This is a genomic window from Clostridium sp. (assembly GCF_036642255.1).
Taxonomy (GTDB): Bacteria; Bacillota; Clostridia; order Clostridiales; family Clostridiaceae; genus Clostridium_J.
In genome coordinates this window covers 19,566-38,864 of record NZ_JAVWDJ010000012.1, presented here as the reverse complement: position 1 = coordinate 38,864, position 19,299 = coordinate 19,566, and the positions used below count along the sequence as shown (strand labels likewise).

Genomic DNA, 19,299 nt, shown 5'->3' with positions numbered 1-19,299 from the left:
CTTACATACACAAGCTTGTAAGCGTTTACCAGGTTAAGTTGTTTGCTGGGTGATTGTTTAATAGGAAAGTGAAAATATGAAAAATTACATTATTTGAAATTTCATAAAAAATATATTGCATAAACGTGTTGACTGGAAGACTTCGTGGTGATATACTATTCATCAACAGCACAATAAAAATTGTGAGGTGTTTATAAGAATATAAAGACTATGATGAAGAGTGAACTATTTAAAAATCTACTACAGAGAGCCGGGATTGCTGAGAACTGGCATTGATTTAATGGGGAACAATCACTTCGGAGTTGTATGGCTGAATTTAGTAAGTCATAACGTAGGGCCCCGTTATAAGGCCAGGGTTTAAGATAGAATTTTAACATAAGTTTTAGTGTTAAAACCTATAGAACCTGATGAGTTAATTATCGCGAGATAATTATATAGTAGAGTGGTATCGCATTATAATGCCTCTACATGTATTTTCATACATGTAGAGGCTTTTTTTTCGACATTTTGGAAGGGTAAAGCTCTCACCTTCACCATGTGAGAGTTCTCTTAACAGAGTATACTTTGGTGGAAGTTAAGTCATCTTTCAGTGTCGCTTAACAAAATTAACTTGTTCATTATTTAGATAATTATAAAAGGGGGTGGTTTTCTTGGGGATAAGTGTAGATCAGGATGAAGATGGTATTATATGCAAGAAATTGGTACTTAGAAAAATAATATTATTAGGGGTGTTTTGTATGAAAGAAAAGTTATCAGTATTAATATCATCAGTTCTTATGGCAAGTGTTTTTGTAGGTTGTTCAGAGGCAGCATTAAATAAAACAGGTAATGCAGATAAAATAAAAGTAGGCTTAAATTATGAACTCTCAGGAAATGTAGCCACCTATGGTCAAAGTATTAGTAGCGGTATAGAACTTGCCTTTGAAGAGTTAAATAAAAATGGTGGAGTTCTTGGAAAACAAATAGAACCAGTGAAGGTAGATAATAAATCAGATAATACAGAAGCAGCAAATGTTGCTACTAGACTAGCAACAAGAGATAAGGTGGTGGCTCTTCTAGGACCAGCTACTTCGGGAAACACAAAGGCTGCATCACCAGCAGCTACTCAAAATAAAATTCCACTAATTTCTGCTTCAGCCACTGCAGATGATGTCACCATAGATAGTAATGGGAAAGTAAGAGAATTTGTATTTAAAACTTGTTTCAGCGATTCTTTTCAAGGGGTTATGATGTCAAACTTTGCTTATAATGATTTAGCTTTAAAAAATGCTGCAGTGCTTGTGGATACAACTAGCGATTATAGTAAGGGTTTAACAGAAAGTTTTAAAGAAACCTATGTGAAACTTGGGGGTAGTGTTGTAACTGAGGAAGCTTACCAAGGTAAGGATACAGATTTTAAAGCTGTTTTAACAAAAATAAAGGGTGTAAATCCTGAAGTGTTATTCATTCCAGGATATTATGAGGAAGTAGGATTAATTATTAGACAAGCTAGAGAACTTGGGTTAGATGTGCCTGTGCTTGGAGGAGATGGTTATGAATCACCAAAACTTAGTGAAATAGCAGGTAGCGATGCTTTAAATAAGGTTTATTATACAAGTCACTATTCTTCAAAGGATACTGCTCCAGAGGTAGTTAAATTTAGAGAAGATTTTAATAAAAAATACGGTAAAGATCCAGATGCTTTTAGTGCCCTAGGTTATGATATGGCTTATTATTTTGCAGATGCTTTAAAAAGAGCTGGAGAAGTAGATTCTTCAAAGTTAAAGGATGCTCTTTCTGATACTAAAGATTTTAAAGGGGTTACAGGAAGCTTTTCAATTGATGAAAGCCACAATCCAGTAAAGTCAGTAACAGTTATAGAGATGAAAAATGGAGAACCAACCTTCTTAAAAAAATTAAATCCATAGTTTAAAAGCATTTTGGAAGGATACTACTCTCATCCTCATCAGTGCTCAAGTGAGTTTAAGGTGGGAGTCAAATATCCTTTCAAAGTCTATTGCAAAAATGAACTTGTTCATTATTTAAACTAAGAAGTAGATTATATAAACAATTTTAATAAATTGTTGTCCATTTAAATTTTAAAAATTAGTTTTCATGGGAGTGTCTCAAAATGATTTTCAAAAAATTATCCTAATAGAACTTTTCATATAGAATACGATACTGATGACAAGATTAATCTTAATAAAATTGCTGGAATACTATTGGTTTTCGTGAAAATTAATAGATGGTTCAAACCTAATACTATGATGAAGGTAATATAACATTAATCTTTGAAAATTATAAGAGAAGTTTTTTTATGAATATGTATTTTAACATAGCCCATGAAAACCAATAGAAAGTGAGTGATTGATATGGAAGAGTTATTGCAGCAATTGATAAATGGGATATCCCTTGGAAGTATTTATGCACTGATTGCACTTGGTTATACTATGGTTTATGGGATTATAAACTTAATCAACTTTGCTCACGGTGATATCTATATGGTGGGAGCATATGTGGGATTTGCCTTAACCACCTTTTTAAATTTAGGGTTTTTACCATCACTCCTTGTAGCAATGTTAGTATGTAGCATTCTTGGAATGATCATAGAAAAGGTTGCCTACAAACCCATACGTAATTCAACAAGAATAGCAGCCCTTATCACAGCTATAAGTGTGTCTTTGTTCTTAGAATATGTAATGATGTATTTTGTAAAGCCTGATACTAGAACTTTTCCAAATGTTTTAGCTAACAAAAAGCTTCTTTTTTTCAATGGGAATGTGGTGATAGACGTAAAGAATATTTATATTGTTGTGGTTACCCTTATTTTAATGGTTGCTCTTCAATATATAATCCATAAGACGAAAACTGGTAAAGCAATGAGAGCAGTTTCACTAGATAAAGCTGCAGCAGAACTTATGGGGGTAAATGTAAATAAGACTATATCCTATACCTTTGCGTTAGGATCAGCATTAGCAGGCGCAGCTGGGGTCCTTGTAGGAGTATATTATAATTCTATCAATCCTCTTATGGGAGTTATCCCAGGATTAAAAGCCTTTATTGCAGCGGTTATAGGAGGAATTGGTATAATTCCTGGTGCTGTATTTGGTGGGATATTCCTTGGGATGACAGAAACCATGGTTAGTGCATATGGAGGGTCAATATTTAAAGATGCAGTTGCCTTTTCCATATTGATAGTGGTTCTTCTTGTAAAACCAAATGGACTTTTAGGTAAAAGCGTGAAGGAAAAGGTGTAGAAGATAAGAAGCAACAGCAGTTATATTTCAAAAGCAAAAAAGGGGTGGTAAAGGATGAAGCAGTTTCGCAAAAGTAATGTTCTAAATCTTATTGTTCTAATTTTGACTTATGCAGAGATTCAAGTTTCAATAAATCTAGGGGTTATTGATTCATATATATTATTAAATATTGTACTCATTGGGATTAACATCATCCTGGCAGTGAGTTTAAATCTTATTACGGGGTTTACAGGTCAGTTTTCACTAGGACATGCAGCTTTTATGTCCATTGGAGCCTATGCTTCAGCAATTCTAACAGCAAAACTTAATCAACCTTTTATTGTTGGGTTGATATTTGCTGGGATAGTTGCAGCTTTGGCAGGGGTTGTTATTGGTATTCCAACCCTAAGATTAAAGGGAGATTATTTAGCCATTGCAACATTAGGGTTTGGGGAGATAATAAGAATTTTAGGATTAAACACAGAGTACATTGGTGGAGCTACAGGACTAAATGATATTCCCCAATACACAAATTGGACATGGATTTTCCTCATGGGAGTACTCACTGTGGTGATAATAAGACACTTCATAAAATCCTATCATGGAAGAGCTTGCATTTCTATAAGGGAAGATGAAATCGCAGCAGAAGCCATGGGGGTAAATACAACCTTTTATAAAGTGTTAGCTTTCGCCATTGGTGCATTTTTCTCAGGAATTGCAGGAGCTTTATATGCAAATTATTTCTATTTTATTAAGCCAGATTCATTCGGGTTTATGAAATCCATTGATATTTTAGTTATTGTAGTTTTTGGTGGAATTGGAAGCCTAAAGGGTTCAGTAGTTGGAGCAGTTGCATTATCTTTTATTTCACTTTTTCTTCAAAATATACCTGAACTTAGAATGGTGGTTTATTCTCTAATTCTTTTTGTAATAATGGTTTATAAACCCACAGGACTTATGGGAAATAGCGAATTTAAATTATTTAGAAAGGGGGTGAAGTTAAATGTCAGTACTGAAAGTAAGTAATTTAGTAAAGGATTTTGGTGGCATAAAAGCAGTTTCAAATGTAAGTTTAAACATAGAAAAAGGAGAAATTATTGGATTAATTGGCCCCAATGGAGCTGGGAAAACTACTTTCTTTAATTTACTCACAGGGATTTATACTCCCACTTCAGGAGAAATTACTTATGATTTAAATAAAAAAGTTACTACAAAACAATTAAAGCCTTACAAAATAACTCACTACGGAATTTCTAGAACCTTTCAAAATATAAGGCTTTTTAAAAATATGTCGGTAGTAGATAATGTACTGATTGGGTTTCACCATGGCTTAAAGTATGGCGTGGCCTCAGCAGTATTTAGGTTACCTTCTTTTTATATAAGTGAAGATAAAACTAAGGATGAGGCCATAAAGCTCCTTGAAAAATTTAATCTTTTAGATAAAAAGGATGAGATTTCGAAGAATCTCTCCTATGGGGATCAGAGAAGGCTTGAAATTGCAAGGGCTTTAGCTGCAAAACCGAGGCTTCTTCTTTTAGATGAACCTGCTGCAGGAATGAACCCACAAGAAACTAAGGAACTCAAAAACCTTATTACTTGGATTAGAGAAACTTTTGATCTGACTATTATTCTTATTGAGCACGATATGTCCTTAGTTATGGAAGTCTGTGAAAGATTATTTGTTTTTGATTATGGTACTTTAATTGCTAGTGGATCTCCACAAGATATACAAAAGGATGAAAAAGTCATCAAGGCATACTTAGGTGGGGAGGTAGAATAATGTTAGAACTTAAAAGGCTAGATGTATTTTATGGGGCAATTAATGCTTTGAAAAATGTAAATATTAATATTGAAGAAGGAGAAATAGTTACGCTTATAGGAGCAAATGGGGCGGGGAAGAGCACTGCTTTAAAAGCCATCTCTGGTCTAGAAAAGCCAAGAAGTGGAGAAATAATGTTTAATAAAAAAGAAATAACTTCTTTGAATGCACCAGACATTGTGAGACTAGGTATTTCTCATGTTCCAGAAGGTAGAAGGATTTTCTCAAAAATGAGTGTGATGGAAAATCTTGAAATGGGAGCATATATAAGAAATGATAAAGTGGAAATAAAGAAAGATTTTGAAAAGATATTTTCGCTATTTCCAAGGCTTAAAGAGAGAATACAGCAAATGGCGGGAACTTTATCAGGAGGAGAACAGCAAATGCTTGCTATGGGTCGTGCACTTATGGCAAGACCTAAACTTTTATTGTTAGATGAGCCTTCCATGGGACTTGCTCCAATTATAGTAAAGGAGATTTTCTCCATTATAAAAGATATAAATAGTGCAGGTACCACAGTTTTACTAGTTGAACAAAATGCACATATGGCGCTTAATGTTGCTCATAGGGCCTATATCATAAGAAATGGGGAAATTGAAATCCAAGGGAATGCAAAGGAATTACTTAAAGATGAAAATGTGAAAAGTGCTTATCTTGGGGGCTAAGCATACTATAGAAAAGAAATAACTATTGAAATGTTATTACATTTCTTGGAATTACAAACTTCTAACTATGGATTAAGATTCATTGTTGGAAGTCTTTTTTATAAAAATAAATAAGCTGGAGTTGCTGCTTAAGCCTAGATACGTAAAACTAAAATAAAATTGTTAATCACTTTTTGAAGGATAAGCTTTCTAGAATCTTTAATGTTTAAACAAGTTTAAGTGCTTAAATAAGTTAAGGTGGTGATCCTCGGCATTATTGAAAACTTTGGTGGGGGATCTTAACAAGGAGTAATAAAGTTGTCAGTATTTGAGAAATATGATATTATGTAAAAAAAAGGGAGATGGAGGGGTTGAAATGGAACTTACGCACTTAGATGAAAAGGGTGCTGCTCGTATGGTGGATGTTGGGGGAAAAGAAACTACTGATAGGGAAGCTGTAGCTCAGGCTGTTGTTACTATGAAAGCAGAGACCTTGACGCTGATTACCACTGGGGCAATGCCTAAGGGAGATGTTTTTTCCTGCGCAAGAATAGCTGGAATTATGGCTGCGAAAAAGACTCACGAACTAATACCTATGTGTCATCCTGTACCAATAGAAGGTATTGATATAGATATTACTATAGAAAATCCTAACAAAGTAAGGGTTTTAGCAAAAGTGAAATGTAGCTATGTAACAGGTATCGAAATGGAAGCTCTTACTGCAGCATCTATAGTAGCACTAACCATATATGATATGTGTAAAGCGGTGGACAAGGGCATGGAAATTGGTGATATTGTGCTTTTGAAAAAATCAGGTGGAAAATCAGGAAGCTTTGTGAGAAGCTAATAAACATAGAATGAAAAGGTTTGAAAAATTCAAATTAAATTCATTTCCCTCATTTAAATATAGAAATCTGTGAAGTTAAAGGAAGGCTCTGTGGAGTAGTTATGGAAATCCTACCTAAAGACTTTTTAAAGATGGTGTTAGTTTTTTTAACAGCATCTTTTTTTGCGTACTTTTACTTATGAAAAATATTTGAAAAAACTACATTTCGTTTTATTAGGAAGTAAAGAAAATTAGAAATTAATAAATTAATACAATAATGTATTACACAAAATACATTATTGTATCATAACATAAAGTGAAATTCACCGTTAATTCTAAATATCTTATTTTTTAATACCATTATGTATTAACACTTCTAATTTTAGTGAGAAATCCAGCTTAAATTATAACTTCTTGGTAACTAATTAGTTATAGGTTATTAAAATTGAAAAAATAAAACAAAGGATTTTAAGCTGTTATACCACTTTTATAGATAATTAATAGATGCCTTTAGAAAGTTGGCACGCAAGTTGCTTTTTAATAAAGTGTAGCCATTGTGATGGAAAATGCAAGGCGATTTTTTAACTAGAAAGATGGAAGTCTTGAACTAAAGTTTTCTTAAAAAGAGTTCTATTAAGTCTTGTTATTGATACTTATCAGTAGATATCTAAACATGAGAAAATTTTAGAAACAATCTCAAAGTAATTAAATTTTTGTTTTATGAAAGGATGGTGTCAGATATGAAAAAGGTTGAATTTAAGGATGTTAAGCCTTATACGGCTCCAAAACACTTTGATTGTGCAACTTTAAAACTTCAAGGAATCGAAGAAACAGGAGCTTCTAAGTTCTGGATGGGACTAACTCACTTTTTACCAGGTGGCGGCGCTGAATATGCGTATGAGGACTCACCAACTGAAAAAGTTTATGTTGTGTTAGAGGGAGAGGTTGAAGTCAAATCAAAAACTGAAACATTTGTACTTAAAAAAAATGATTCTTTATTTATTGGACCAAATGAAGGCAGAGAAATTATTAATGAAACTAACATGCCAGCTACTATGTTGGTTGTAGTTAATTACTAAAATCAATAATGAATTTATCTATTCTAAAGTTGTTGCAATTTTAGGAGTTTCTAGGATTAATAATTCTATTTAGAAAACTAAATAGTTTAAGGAGAGAAGAGTATGCTAGATAAGCAGTTTGTAAACAATTTGTTTGATGTTAGTGGAAAAGTTGCACTTATTACTGGAGCTACAGGTGCTTTAGGAAAAGCAATTGCGTTTGGCTATGGATTTGCTGGTATGAAGGTTTTTGTAACAGGCCGTAGCGATGAAAAATGCGCGGCTCTTTGCAATGAATTAGAAGCACAAGGAATTCAGTGTGACTATTCAATAGGAGACCCTGCGGTTGAAGATGATGTAATCAGAGTTGTTAATGATGCAGTTGTAAAATTTGGAGAAATTAATGTATTAGTTACAGCAGCTGGATACAATCATGCACAACCAATCGTAGAACAAGACTTAACTGAATGGAAAAAAATCATGGATTCTGATGTTCAGGGTACATGGTTGTACTGTAAATATGTTGGAAAACAAATGATTCAACAGGAAAAAGGTGGGAAAGCTATATTAGTATCTTCTGCTCGTTCAAAAATGGGCATGGCAGGTTATACAGGTTACGCTACAGCAAAAGCAGGTATAGATCTTATGGCTCAGTCCCTTGCTTGTGAATGGACAGAAAAATATAAAATTAATGTTAATACAATTAATCCAACAGTATTTCGTTCAGACTTAACAGAATGGATGTTTGATCCAGAAAGTGCTGTTTATAAGAATTTCTTAAAACGTCTTCCAATAGGCCGACTTGGAGAACCAGAGGATTTTGTAGGACCATGTATCTTCTTAGCTTCAAGTGCAAGTGATTTTATGACAGGGGCTAATGTAGCGGTTGAAGGTGGATATTGGGCTTGCTAATTTTTAGCACATTCTGTAAGTGACTTCACTTGAGAAGTTCTATTATACCATTGAGGATACCTATTAGGTACAGTGATATGAAATAAGAGTCGCAGTAAACTGATTAGACCTAACAACACAGGATGATAAGCTATACTGCCATCAAATTAATTGTGCTTAGCTGAGCAACTGATGCTTATAGAAGCTCAGAGATTTGAAGTTTCTATAATGTCGGTAAAAATAATATTGTTTATAGACAATAAAAGTGTACAACCTCAAAGTGTTTCTAATGAAAGAACAAATGTTTATAGAGGTTATAAAGTTACACATAAGTAATAGTATAATGATAAAAAAATTTTTAACTCTCTTGGAAGGAAATACTCTCTCATTGGATTTAATTTGCGGAATAGCCTCCTCTTAAATTAAATAATGAGAGCTTCATCCTTTCAAAATAATCATAAAAACCACGGTGTAATAGTTACCCTCGGGAAATGTGAAGTAAACATCCGCCAATGTTTACTTAAAAAAGAGATGTGCTAATCCTAAAGGTGCAATAAAAGTACTAATAGGATAATGTGAGTTCTAACCCGTAATAAAATTTACAAGTATAGAACTCATTACAGTTGAGTGTAGTCATAGGATTTAAGATTTAAGCTTAAGTTGGGACACATTAATGCCCTATGTGGGAGTAATGTAGACGTATTTATACTTAAGCCTTTAAGTTAAATCCCTATAATTTAATAATAGGAATTTTAGAAAGCTATTGAGAATATGCATTAGTTTCAATTTAATATATCTATAGGTGACTCAAGGGAAGTAATAAATCATTTTGTATATCAAAGATTTTAGGTTGCTTACCTATGTTTTACACTAGCATATAGATTCAATGGTATTAATATCTGTTAGTAGTAGTTAAAAAATTAACATAATAGAGGTGCGAATCATGGAAAAAACAATTATAACAGTAGCTACCACAGGCGCTTGGCCAAGTAAAAAAGATAACCCTAGTATACCTCTTACTCCTGAAGAAATTGCAAATGACGTATATGAGTGTTGGAAAGCAGGAGCAGCTATTGCACATCTTCACATGAGAGATGATGAAGGAAAAGGTAGTATGGACAAAGATAAGTTTGCAGAGACTGTGAAGCTTATAAGAGAAAAATGTAATATAGTAATTAACTTAACTACCTCTGGGGATTTGAATGCCACAGATGAAACAAGACAAGAACATTTAAGGCTAATAAAGCCTGAACTTGCATCATATGATTGTGGATCTATGAATTGGATGAATAATAGTCTATTTATCAATCACCCAAAGTTCTTAGAAGAACTAGGACATACCATGCAGGAAAATGGAGTTAAGCCTGAGATTGAGATTTTTGATGCAGGAATGGTATATAACTCCTTATACTACCTAAAGAAGGGAGTATTAAAAGGTCCTTTACATTACCAATTTGTATTAGGAGCAGCGGGTGGAAGTGCAGCTACAGTTGAAAATCTAGTTTATCTTAAGAGTCTTATTCCACAGGATGCCACTTGGTCTGCACTAGGAATAGGTAAGGGACATTTACCTATTTTATATACAGCTATTGCATTAGGTGGACATGTAAGAGTAGGAATGGAGGATAATGTATTTTATTCTAAGGATACATTAGCAGTTTCAAATGCCGAACTAGTAGCAAGAGCAGCTAGAATAATAAGAGAAGCTAATAAAGAAGTGGCATCTCCAGATGATGCTAGAAAAATATTAAAGTTAGTGTAAGGTGAAGGTTATATGAGTAATAATACTATAAAAAATATAACATTATTTGGACCTGGTATGATGGGCAGCGGTATTGCACAGGTGTTTGCTGCTTGTGAAGAGTTAAAAGTAACAATTTTCATACGAGAAAAGTTTGAATATGAATGTATGGATAAAATAAACTCCAATCTTAATTTTCTAAAAGAAAAAAAAGCCATTACAGAGGACGAAGCAGCAGGAATTCTCAGCAGAATATCCTTAACAGAAGATATGATAATTGCAACTAAGGATGCAGATTTCGTTGTTGAATGTATACCAGAAAATATGGAGTTGAAACAAAGCTTATTTATGAATTTAGAAAAACTATGCAAAGAAGATACTATTTTTGCAACAAACACTTCTGTAATGAGCATCACCGAGATATCAGAGAAAACTATAAACAAAGCTAGAGTTATTGGAACTCACTTCTGGAATCCACCTTATTTAATTCCATTGGTGGAGGTAATAAAATCAAATTATACTTCTGAGGAAGTAATGGATAAAACCATGGAGCTACTACAAAATGCAAAGAAACATCCTATCAGAGTTAATAAGGATGTTCCAGGTTTTGTGGCAAATAGATTACAACATGCCTTGTGGAGAGAAGCAATTTCTATTGTAGAAAATAACATAGCTGATGCAGCGACTGTGGATGAAGCAATAAAATATAGTTTTGGACTAAGGCTACCAATACTTGGACCAATGGAAAACTCAGATATGGTGGGAACAGATTTAACCTTATCAATTCACAGTTACCTCTTAAAATATCTAGAAAACTCTACTGAGCCTTCTTCACTACTAAAAGAAAAGGTAGCAGTGGGAGATTTAGGCTTCAAATCAGGCAGAGGATTTCAATCATGGTCTAAAGAAGAGTCAGCTAGAGCTAATGATAGGCTTCGGGAGTACTTAGTAGATACACTATATGGCAACAAATAGTTAGAATCTCAATAGGTTAACAAGCTTTTAAGTTATAAAAAGTATTATAATATGGGAGTTCCTATGTCATTTTAAATTAGGGCTCTCATGTTATAAAGTTGATAGTTTTGTACTTTTAATTATAAGTAGATTGTTGTTATAAATTTTAAAGTTTTTCGTATATTATTTTTTAAAAATACCTTTGTAAATGGATATGTAAAAGAATATTGTAAATCTAAGTTTAAAAAAGTTTCTATCATTAGAATTTTGATTTTTGATTAGTTTTTTACTTATGAGGATGAAGGTTTATTTATGAAATATTTATGTTAGAAATGTAATTTTACCACGATTTTAATAACTTCTCTTATAATTAATATTTTATTGAATAATCTTTGAGGGTATTTTGTCAAAGGACATACTTTATTTTAATAAATCTGATAAAATAAAGATGAAACTCGATTAGTAAAGAAGATTAGGAGATAGATATGTTAAAGAAAATATACAATATTAACTCTTCCATTTTAGAAAAAAAAGGCAATCTCAAAGACTTTGACAATATAGAAGTCGAGGATGAAATTTATGATATTCTTAAAAACTTTGAGAATTTAATTATAGAGCAAAATAAAGTTATTTGTGAACTTAAAGAATATGAAGAAAGTCAAATTACTGCTTTTGTCATTGGGGATATCATATCAGATGGTGTTTGCCTCATAGACTCAAAGGGGATAATTAAAAGAGTAAATAAAGGTTATCTAGAAATAACAGGTTTAAAAAGTAAACATCTTATTAATGAGTCTCTAGAGTATCTCATTGAAAAAAGAATTATTACTGATCCTGTATCTGGACAAGTTTTAATCGAAGAGAAGAAAAAGACTTCTTTAGCAGTAGTTAATAATAAAAAAGTAGTAATTACAGCAAATCCTTTCTTTAATAAGGATGGTAAATTAGTTGAAGTATTAACAGTAATGAGGGACTTAACAGAAATTCTAAAATTAAAAGGACAACTAGAGGAAATTGAAAAAGAAAAAGAAGAGTACTTAAATGAATTAAATTATCTTAAGAGTAAATATGGAAAAAACGACTTTTTAGTTGCTAAAAATAAAAAAATGAATGAAATAAAAGAACTAATTAAATATGTGGCTAAAACCGATGTTACAATTTTAGTCACAGGTGAAACAGGTTGTGGTAAGGAGTTAGTTTCTAAAGAAATACACGATAGAAGCAAAAGAAAAGATAAGCCATATATAAAGGTAAATTGTGCAGCTATACCTGAAACTTTGATTGAATCAGAATTATTTGGTTATGAAAAGGGAGCCTTTACTGGGGCACAAAATAAAGAAAAGCTTGGAATGTTTGAATTAGCAGAGGGCGGTACTATTCTTTTAGATGAAATAGGAGAAATGCCTTTAAGTGCCCAAAGTAAACTTTTAAGAGTGCTTCAGGAAAGAGAAATAATGAGGCTTGGAGGAAGTAAAAGTATAAAAATAGATGTAAGGGTTTTGGCTGCTACAAATCAAAGGATAGAAGAACTTATTGAGCAAGGTAAATTTAGAGAAGATTTGTACTATAGGCTCAATGTGGTTCCCATAAGAATCCCACCATTAAGAGAAAGAGTTGAAGATATTGCAATTTTATCTCAAAGTTTCCTAGAAAAGTTTAATAAAAAATATGAAAAAGAAAAGAGCTTTCATAGAGATGCAATTCTATTGTTAGAAAGTTATTCTTGGCCAGGAAATGTTAGGGAGTTACAAAATGTAATTGAGAGATTAGTAGTTCTAGATGATGATAAGCATATAACAGGTCAGCATATTACTAATGTAATTTCAGTTACAGAAAAACCTACCTATATCAATAAAACTAACTGCACATTAAAAGAGGCTGTAGATAGGGTAGAAAGAGAAATCATAGAAAATGCGCTGAATACCTATGGAAGCACTTATAAAGCAGCTGAGGTGCTAGGTGTTACACAACCTACTGTATTTAGAAAGGCAAAAGCCTTAGGTATATCTCTAAAAAAAGAGAGTAAATAAAATTACAACTAAATTATTTAAGCTATAAGGAGGATAAAGAAAATGGAGATGTTTAATACTTTTGATTTATCCCTTTGGCAATGGGTATTGCTAGTACTAGCAGGCTTTTTGGTAGGAGCTTCGAAGACTGGACTCAGCGGGCTTTTAATGCCTGTTATTCCTATTATGGCTAATATATTTGGAGGAAAGGAATCCACTGGCATTATTTTGCCAATGCTCATTGTGGGAGATGTCTTTGCCTTATATTATTATAAACAGCACGCAGATTGGGGTAAGATAAAGAAACTAGTTCTTTGGACTTTTTCAGGGTTAATACTAGGAGTGATTATAGGTAACTACATAAATGATAAACAGTTTAAAATTTTTATTGGAATTTCAGTTTTGCTATGTTTAATTGTGTTAATTTATACGGAAAGAAAAGGTGAGGAGTTTCAAGTGCCAAACAGTCCATGGATTCATGGCTTAGCGGGAATTCTTAGTGGATTAACTTCCATGATAGGAAATGCAGCAGGTCCCATCTTCAGTGTATATTTACTGGCTATGGGATTTAAGAAAAATGATTTCATGGGAACCACTGCTTGGTTTTTCTTTATAATTAATCTCTCAAAAGTTCCGTTGCAAATACTATTTTGGCAGAACATTTCCTTTAAAACACTTGGACTCACTGTAATAGGTGTACCTATTATTGCATTAGGTGCTGTATTTGGAGCTTTTATATTAAAAAAGATTAATGAAAAGGTTTTTCGCACACTGATTTTAGTTATGACAGCACTTGCAGCAATAAGGCTATTTATATAAATAAAGAGTAAGAAAAACTAATCTTAGTAATTTTACCTTATAAACTATTAAGATGGGTTTCTAGGTAAGAATGGATTCTAATCTCTATGATTTTATTTTAAAGGTTATGATGTGTTTTTGCATTAATAAAATGCGTTATTGCATTGAATTATGAAGGGTTAACTCCCCATTTTAAATTAAAACTATCTTTTTAATTCATTTTTGTATTAAAAGGATAGTTTTTAGGTTTTAATCCTTGATAAAATGTAATGAAGAATTAGAAATCAAAGCTTTAAAATAATAGTAATCCCAACACTTTGGCAAGTTCATATAGCTATATTAAAGGGTTATTTAGGAGTTTGGCACGAAAATTGCTTAATAAATACTTGAGAAACAAAGAGTATTAGGTTTTAAAATTCATCTAAACTGACTTTTCATAGATGATAATTTAAAGCAATTGAAGCTTAAGGAGGCTTATTAAATGGAAATGAAAGTAACTCAAGATATAATGGGAACCCATCTTGATTGGAAACATGAGGGCGTTACTCCTGTAATGATTGATTGGTTTTGGAGCAACATGGAGAAGGGGTTTATCTTATGGCATCCATCTCAACATGAACCTTTAGAATGGGCTATAGCACCAAAGCATGACAATCCTATTGGGTCAGTGCATATTGCACCACAAACCTGGAATGATGGAACTCGCCAAAATCTATATATAAGATTTGAAGATTTGAAAACAGTTCCGCCTGAAGTAAAAGAGTATATTATTTATGAACACTGCGTTGTTGTTGCAGGGCTTGGTTTTGGACCGGAAAGTTTAGAAACAAAGGAAGTTATGGGATACCGCATTCATCAATGGGAAAAAACTGATTACGGAGTAGTGGGTAAATCCTCAGCTATTGGAATGAAAAAGAAAGAGACTCCAGAGCAAGGCATTATATGGTCAGAGCATTGCGGTGAAGAAATTGGAAACTGGGGTGTTTTCCTGCCACAATTATATAACTTATACAAGGTTGTTACAAATACTAACTATAATCTATATGCAGATCTTTCTGTGGAAGGCAAAGGTAAAGACTTAAAGTATAAATATATTAAATAAGAGTTTATTGTATTATTAGGTGAACTGACTTGCGTTCTTGTGGACTTATTTTGTGCACGAAAACAATCCTAGAAATAAGGCACTTAAACATTTAGTGAAGTCATTTCACAATTCATAGGCATTTGACTAAAGGCTGATATCTTATCAGTCTTTTATCAATTACAGGAAAAGTTTTCTATGATATAATTATTCTAAAAATAAAATTATTGACCTGAGAAAATTAAAGAAGGTTGTGATAATTGTGGTGGATACTAAAAATGACATTATACAAGATTCTGAACCTATAAATTGCGAAACTTATAAAAAAAGACAAGCAGATGCTTTAGCTATAGCAAACTCCATTTCTGACGGGATTTATATAATGGATAGTTTTGGACGGGTTACCGCTATCAACAAGGCGTTTGTAGAGATTACTGGAATTAAGGATATTGATATAGTTGGAAAATACATGCAGGATGTTTGGAACAATATGGTGATTGCCACTGAAACTCCTTTTATAGAAATAGAACCAGAAGATAAAGTACATGCCCTAGATATACTCAGTGCTGGAAGAAAAAAAGTTTTAAAGACTAGAAAACCCTATGCCATAGCATTGACAGTTCTACAAGAAAAGAAACCTATATCCATTTTAACTACAGTGGATAGAACCAACAAAAGAATTTTAGTCACAGGTACTCCCTTTTACGATGGTGAAGGTAATATTACTCAAGTAATTACAATTATAAAAGATTTAACAGAATTATTTGATTTAAGAGAAAAGCTTGAAGAGGCAGAAAAAGATAAGAGAAAGTACATTAGTGAATTAAAGAACCTTAAGAAAGATATTAAGGAAAATCAAATATATAAGGATTTAGTATCTCAAAGTGGCTCCATGGATAGAGTGATAGAGCTTATTGAATACATATCAAAAACAGATGTAACTGTGCTCATTACAGGAGAAACTGGGGTTGGAAAAGAGGTGGTAGCAAGAACCATCTTTAAAAACAGTAAGAGAGCAAAGGGGCCCTACATAAAGGTAAACTGTGCTGCAATTCCAGAGACTTTATTAGAATCCGAACTCTTTGGATATGAGAAGGGTGCTTTTACGGGAGCTCAACAAAAAGAAAAGTTGGGATTATTTGAACTTGCTAATAATGGCACTATTTTATTAGATGAAATTGGAGAAATTCCATTGAAGCTCCAATCAAAACTACTTCGAGTTCTTCAGGAAAAGGAAATTAAAAGAATTGGCGGGGTAAGCACCATTAACATTGATGTAAGAGTCATTGCTGCCACAAACTTAAATTTAGAAGAACAGGTTAAGAAGGGGAACTTTAGAGAAGATTTATATTATAGACTCAATGTAGTTCCTATAGTAATCCCTCCTCTAAGAGACAGAAAAGAAGATGTTTCACTTTTAGCCTATAATTTTCTAGAGAAGTTTAATAAGCTCTATGGGAAAGCTAAAGATTTTGACATTACAGCAATTGAAATGTTAGAGGGATTTAATTGGCCAGGAAATGTGAGAGAACTGGAAAACTCCATTGAGAGGCTGGTTGTTATAGGAGATGAAAAGCTAATAACAAGAAGTAACATAGTAAATATACTAGGGAAAGATAAATTTTCTAGTATAAATACAGAAAATATTCAGGGAACTTTAAAAGATGCAGTTGAACAACTGGAGAGAAACATTATAGAAAAGACCCTAAGAAAATGTGGAAGTACCTATAAGGCAGCTGAGGTTCTTGGAATAACACAGTCTACAGTGGTAAGAAAAGCAAAAGCTTTAGGAATAACTGAATGGTAATGAAAAAATGCATTTTAGTGATGCATTTTTTCATCATTTAAAAGCACAGCAATGTATTAATTACAGAGCTGTGCTTTATTTTGCTTAAAATAGGTAATACAACTCTGTATTAGCATGTTGAAAAAGAATATAACGTTTACAAATAATGTAATCTCAATAACCAAATTAAAAAAGGTGTAAATAAATTATTGTTGATTAAAGCTAGTGTTTTCAATGTTTAAAGTACATTTTATAAATATTTGTACAAATATTTTCATGAGTTTTAAAATGTTGGCATGCAAGTTGCTTTTACTAATTACGGGTAGAAAATATTTTTAACATAATGGGGGAGTAATTATGAAAAGAAGTTATCTTACTATAAATCTTATGGATTTAAATGACTTACCTTATATGAATCGTTGGCTTTTTAAAGACCATGCTGCAGATACAGTAAGCCAAAATGGTCCAATCCTAGAGAGATATGTAACCTATCGTGCTTTACCACTTCCTGAAGGTGCAAAAGAATATGGTGCATATAACTGGCGTATGACTGAGCACTGGTGGAGAGAAGATCCATGGGGAGATATTGATCATTCAGAGAACCATGGTAGTGCATTAACTGAGATATGGCCCAAAAACTACAATAAAATTATTGGCCAATCTTATGCTGATGGAGCTAGATCAGGAGCTTGGGGAGGATCTGCAGAGGGTGAGCATCCACCTGTGTTTACCTTTGTTCCATATAGATCTAATAATAGCTTTAAAGGTGATGGTATTACCTTAGCACAGGGGCCATTTTACAGGTTTGTGGTGCATTTTAGATATCCAGAAGGAGTTTCTTTTGAAGAAGGAGAGGAATGGTTTTTGAATACCTTTGCTCCAGAGGTTTGTAAACAGCCAGAACTACTAAGATTCTTTGCTTTCAAAGCAATTAAGCCTTTTACAGGTCCTTTTGTAAGGGTTATGGAGCTTTGGTATAAGGATTCAAAGGCTTGGAAATCTGCTTGGGTAGATAAAGTTCCTGAAATAACAAAACCATCCTGGGCTCAGTATGATAAAGCTCCTTACCTTGAGCCATACAAGCACTGGGTAAGTATATTCTTAGAAGAAAGCCCAGAACGTGATTTCCTAAATGGGTTCACACCATACTTTACAACTGCTTAAAATTGAAATAGCACAATTAATTAGATGAATACACTTGTTTATTAATCAAAGAAATAGGGGGAATTTATATGAAAATATTAGGAATTAGCTGCGGTAGAAAAATGGGCAACTCTGAAATCCTTGTAAAAGAAGCGTTAATGGGTGCAGAAGAAATGGGAGCAGAAGTAGAACTTGTACGTCTCCATGACCTTAATTTAAAGCCATGCACAGGTTGCAATGCTTGTGTTATTAGTCTTTTTGAAAAGGGTGGCCCTGGGGAATGTATTATAAAAGATGATGATCTAAAATTCATTGATGAAAAAATCATGGAATGTGATGGGATAATTATTAGTTCACCTATATACGAGAAGAGTCCAAGTGGACAGTTAAAAGTATTAAACGATAGAATGGGACCTTCTCATGATGTAGCAATGAGAATGATTGCAACAAAAATACGTGCAGAAAAGAACATAACAACAGGAAAAGCACCAGATGCAAGATCTTTCAAAAGAAGAGTAGCCTCTTTAATAGCTGTGGGGGGAAGTGAATGGGACAACTTAGCACTTCCAATGATGCATCTTTTCACCTTATCAATGCAAATGGAAGTTGTTGATAAACATCTTGTAAATTGGGTAGCTCTTCCGGGAGTTGTAGCATTAAAGGATGAGGAACTTAAAAGAGCAAGAATTTCAGGAAGACATGTGGCAGAAACATTGATGAAGCCAGTTGAGGATTCTAAGTATATTGGGGATGAAGGACTATGTCCAATGTGTCACTCTAAGCTTATAGAAGTTAGAAATGGAGAGGACAATTATCCTGCAATATGTGGTATATGCGGAGTTAAAGGAACTTTAAACGTAGTTAATGGAAAAGTAAAATTTGATGTTAAAGAAGAAGATAAGGTTCACTCTCATGTGTTATTATCCGGCAAGTTTGAGCATTGCGATGAGTTAAATAAAATCTCTTTAAGACCAGAAGCAAATATGAATGAACTGCCAGTAACACTAGAAAAGTATAGAAATTATTTAACCTATTCAAAACCAGAAGCTAAATAAAATAATTTATAAATAATTAATGGGGGCATATATATGAGATTTAAAATTTCTTTTACTAACGGAATAATTGGGGGAGTCATTGGGGGAGCAATATCATTTTTGATTAATTACTTTTTAATCCCTGTACCTGAAACTGTTATGCAAAATGCAATTGGAAATTTAATAAGTGGACTTATAAGTGGCTTTTTAGCAGCATTTATTGGTTTCATGATTTATTTATCTAAGGAAAACAAAGTAGAATCTGAAACTTTATCAAAATAAACCACTTTTTATGGTGAT

General features: G+C 33.0%; 17 protein-coding genes. All 17 read left to right on the top strand.

Features of this window, described 5'->3' with window-relative positions:
• Positions 1-650 precede the first annotated feature (650 nt).
• The 17 genes from RR409_RS08800 to RR409_RS08720 all read left to right on the top strand — a co-directional run bounded on the left by RR409_RS08800 (position 651) and on the right by RR409_RS08720 (position 19,281).
• Positions 651-1,907: an ABC transporter substrate-binding protein gene (locus RR409_RS08800; RefSeq protein ID WP_332557373.1), complete on the top strand. Its 1,257-nt coding sequence runs from the start codon at positions 651-653 to the stop codon at positions 1,905-1,907.
• Positions 1,908-2,351: 444 nt separating this feature from the next.
• The gene (locus RR409_RS08795) at positions 2,352-3,236 is read left to right on the top strand and encodes a branched-chain amino acid ABC transporter permease (RefSeq protein WP_332557372.1); all 885 of its coding nucleotides are present in this window, start codon (positions 2,352-2,354) and stop codon (positions 3,234-3,236) included.
• 54 nt (positions 3,237-3,290) lie between these two features.
• Complete coding sequence (locus RR409_RS08790; protein ID WP_332557371.1) at positions 3,291-4,241, top strand: branched-chain amino acid ABC transporter permease; 951 nt, start codon at positions 3,291-3,293, stop codon at positions 4,239-4,241.
• The gene (locus RR409_RS08785; RefSeq protein ID WP_332557370.1) at positions 4,219-4,995 is read left to right on the top strand and encodes an ABC transporter ATP-binding protein; all 777 of its coding nucleotides are present in this window, start codon (positions 4,219-4,221) and stop codon (positions 4,993-4,995) included. Before RR409_RS08790 ends, RR409_RS08785 begins: the two co-directional genes overlap by 23 nt.
• Positions 4,995-5,699 carry an ABC transporter ATP-binding protein gene (locus tag RR409_RS08780; RefSeq protein WP_332557369.1) on the top strand — a complete coding sequence of 235 codons (705 nt, stop codon included), beginning with the start codon at positions 4,995-4,997 and terminating at the stop codon, positions 5,697-5,699. The genes RR409_RS08785 and RR409_RS08780 overlap by 1 nt, the downstream gene beginning before the upstream one ends.
• 355 nt (positions 5,700-6,054) lie before the next feature.
• Entirely contained in the window at positions 6,055-6,525 is a 471-nt protein-coding gene (moaC, locus tag RR409_RS08775) for a cyclic pyranopterin monophosphate synthase MoaC (RefSeq protein ID WP_332557368.1), read from the top strand.
• Between the two features lie 719 nt (positions 6,526-7,244).
• Entirely contained in the window at positions 7,245-7,583 is a 339-nt protein-coding gene (locus RR409_RS08770; RefSeq protein WP_332557367.1) for a cupin domain-containing protein, read from the top strand.
• 102 nt (positions 7,584-7,685) lie between these two features.
• Positions 7,686-8,474 (top strand): SDR family oxidoreductase, encoded by a 789-nt coding sequence (locus RR409_RS08765; RefSeq protein WP_332557366.1) that lies wholly within the window; start codon positions 7,686-7,688, stop codon positions 8,472-8,474.
• Positions 8,475-9,396: 922 nt separating this feature from the next.
• Positions 9,397-10,215, top strand: a complete 819-nt coding sequence (locus tag RR409_RS08760; RefSeq protein ID WP_332557365.1) for a 3-keto-5-aminohexanoate cleavage protein — start codon at positions 9,397-9,399, stop codon at positions 10,213-10,215.
• 12 nt (positions 10,216-10,227) lie between these two features.
• Positions 10,228-11,169, top strand: coding sequence for a 3-hydroxyacyl-CoA dehydrogenase NAD-binding domain-containing protein (locus tag RR409_RS08755; protein ID WP_332557364.1), 942 nt, complete (start codon positions 10,228-10,230; stop codon positions 11,167-11,169).
• A gap of 464 nt (positions 11,170-11,633) precedes the next feature.
• Positions 11,634-13,178 (top strand): sigma 54-interacting transcriptional regulator, encoded by a 1,545-nt coding sequence (locus RR409_RS08750; protein ID WP_332557363.1) that lies wholly within the window; start codon positions 11,634-11,636, stop codon positions 13,176-13,178.
• 42 nt (positions 13,179-13,220) lie between these two features.
• On the top strand, positions 13,221-13,976 hold the full coding sequence (locus RR409_RS08745; RefSeq protein ID WP_332557362.1) for a sulfite exporter TauE/SafE family protein: 756 nt from the start codon (positions 13,221-13,223) through the stop codon (positions 13,974-13,976).
• Between the two features lie 460 nt (positions 13,977-14,436).
• Positions 14,437-15,057: a hypothetical protein gene (locus RR409_RS08740; protein ID WP_332557361.1), complete on the top strand. Its 621-nt coding sequence runs from the start codon at positions 14,437-14,439 to the stop codon at positions 15,055-15,057.
• A gap of 241 nt (positions 15,058-15,298) precedes the next feature.
• Positions 15,299-16,843 carry a sigma 54-interacting transcriptional regulator gene (locus RR409_RS08735; RefSeq protein WP_332557360.1) on the top strand — a complete coding sequence of 515 codons (1,545 nt, stop codon included), beginning with the start codon at positions 15,299-15,301 and terminating at the stop codon, positions 16,841-16,843.
• A 336-nt stretch (positions 16,844-17,179) separates the two neighbouring features.
• Positions 17,180-17,986 (top strand): hypothetical protein, encoded by an 807-nt coding sequence (locus RR409_RS08730; protein WP_332557359.1) that lies wholly within the window; start codon positions 17,180-17,182, stop codon positions 17,984-17,986.
• A 68-nt stretch (positions 17,987-18,054) separates the two neighbouring features.
• Complete coding sequence (locus tag RR409_RS08725) at positions 18,055-19,020, top strand: flavodoxin family protein (protein WP_332557358.1); 966 nt, start codon at positions 18,055-18,057, stop codon at positions 19,018-19,020.
• 33 nt (positions 19,021-19,053) lie between these two features.
• A complete protein-coding gene (locus tag RR409_RS08720) occupies positions 19,054-19,281 on the top strand; it encodes a hypothetical protein (RefSeq protein WP_332557357.1) in 228 nt (75 codons plus the stop codon).
• Positions 19,282-19,299 lie beyond the last annotated feature (18 nt).

What these genes read in the sequence shown, in the direction of transcription:
- moaC (WP_332557368.1), top strand. Translation starts at nt 6,055, where the DNA reads ATGGAACTTACGCACTTAGATGAAAAGGGTGCTGCTCGTATGGTGGAT.
- RR409_RS08770 (WP_332557367.1), top strand. Translation starts at nt 7,245, where the DNA reads ATGAAAAAGGTTGAATTTAAGGATGTTAAGCCTTATACGGCTCCAAAA.
- RR409_RS08725 (WP_332557358.1), top strand. Translation starts at nt 18,055, where the DNA reads ATGAAAATATTAGGAATTAGCTGCGGTAGAAAAATGGGCAACTCTGAA.
- RR409_RS08755 (WP_332557364.1), top strand. Translation starts at nt 10,228, where the DNA reads ATGAGTAATAATACTATAAAAAATATAACATTATTTGGACCTGGTATG.
- RR409_RS08750 (WP_332557363.1), top strand. Translation starts at nt 11,634, where the DNA reads ATGTTAAAGAAAATATACAATATTAACTCTTCCATTTTAGAAAAAAAA.
- RR409_RS08790 (WP_332557371.1), top strand. Translation starts at nt 3,291, where the DNA reads ATGAAGCAGTTTCGCAAAAGTAATGTTCTAAATCTTATTGTTCTAATT.
- RR409_RS08730 (WP_332557359.1), top strand. Translation starts at nt 17,180, where the DNA reads ATGAAAAGAAGTTATCTTACTATAAATCTTATGGATTTAAATGACTTA.
- RR409_RS08785 (WP_332557370.1), top strand. Translation starts at nt 4,219, where the DNA reads ATGTCAGTACTGAAAGTAAGTAATTTAGTAAAGGATTTTGGTGGCATA.
- RR409_RS08720 (WP_332557357.1), top strand. Translation starts at nt 19,054, where the DNA reads ATGAGATTTAAAATTTCTTTTACTAACGGAATAATTGGGGGAGTCATT.
- RR409_RS08745 (WP_332557362.1), top strand. Translation starts at nt 13,221, where the DNA reads ATGGAGATGTTTAATACTTTTGATTTATCCCTTTGGCAATGGGTATTG.
- RR409_RS08765 (WP_332557366.1), top strand. Translation starts at nt 7,686, where the DNA reads ATGCTAGATAAGCAGTTTGTAAACAATTTGTTTGATGTTAGTGGAAAA.
- RR409_RS08760 (WP_332557365.1), top strand. Translation starts at nt 9,397, where the DNA reads ATGGAAAAAACAATTATAACAGTAGCTACCACAGGCGCTTGGCCAAGT.
- RR409_RS08795 (WP_332557372.1), top strand. Translation starts at nt 2,352, where the DNA reads ATGGAAGAGTTATTGCAGCAATTGATAAATGGGATATCCCTTGGAAGT.
- RR409_RS08740 (WP_332557361.1), top strand. Translation starts at nt 14,437, where the DNA reads ATGGAAATGAAAGTAACTCAAGATATAATGGGAACCCATCTTGATTGG.
- RR409_RS08780 (WP_332557369.1), top strand. Translation starts at nt 4,995, where the DNA reads ATGTTAGAACTTAAAAGGCTAGATGTATTTTATGGGGCAATTAATGCT.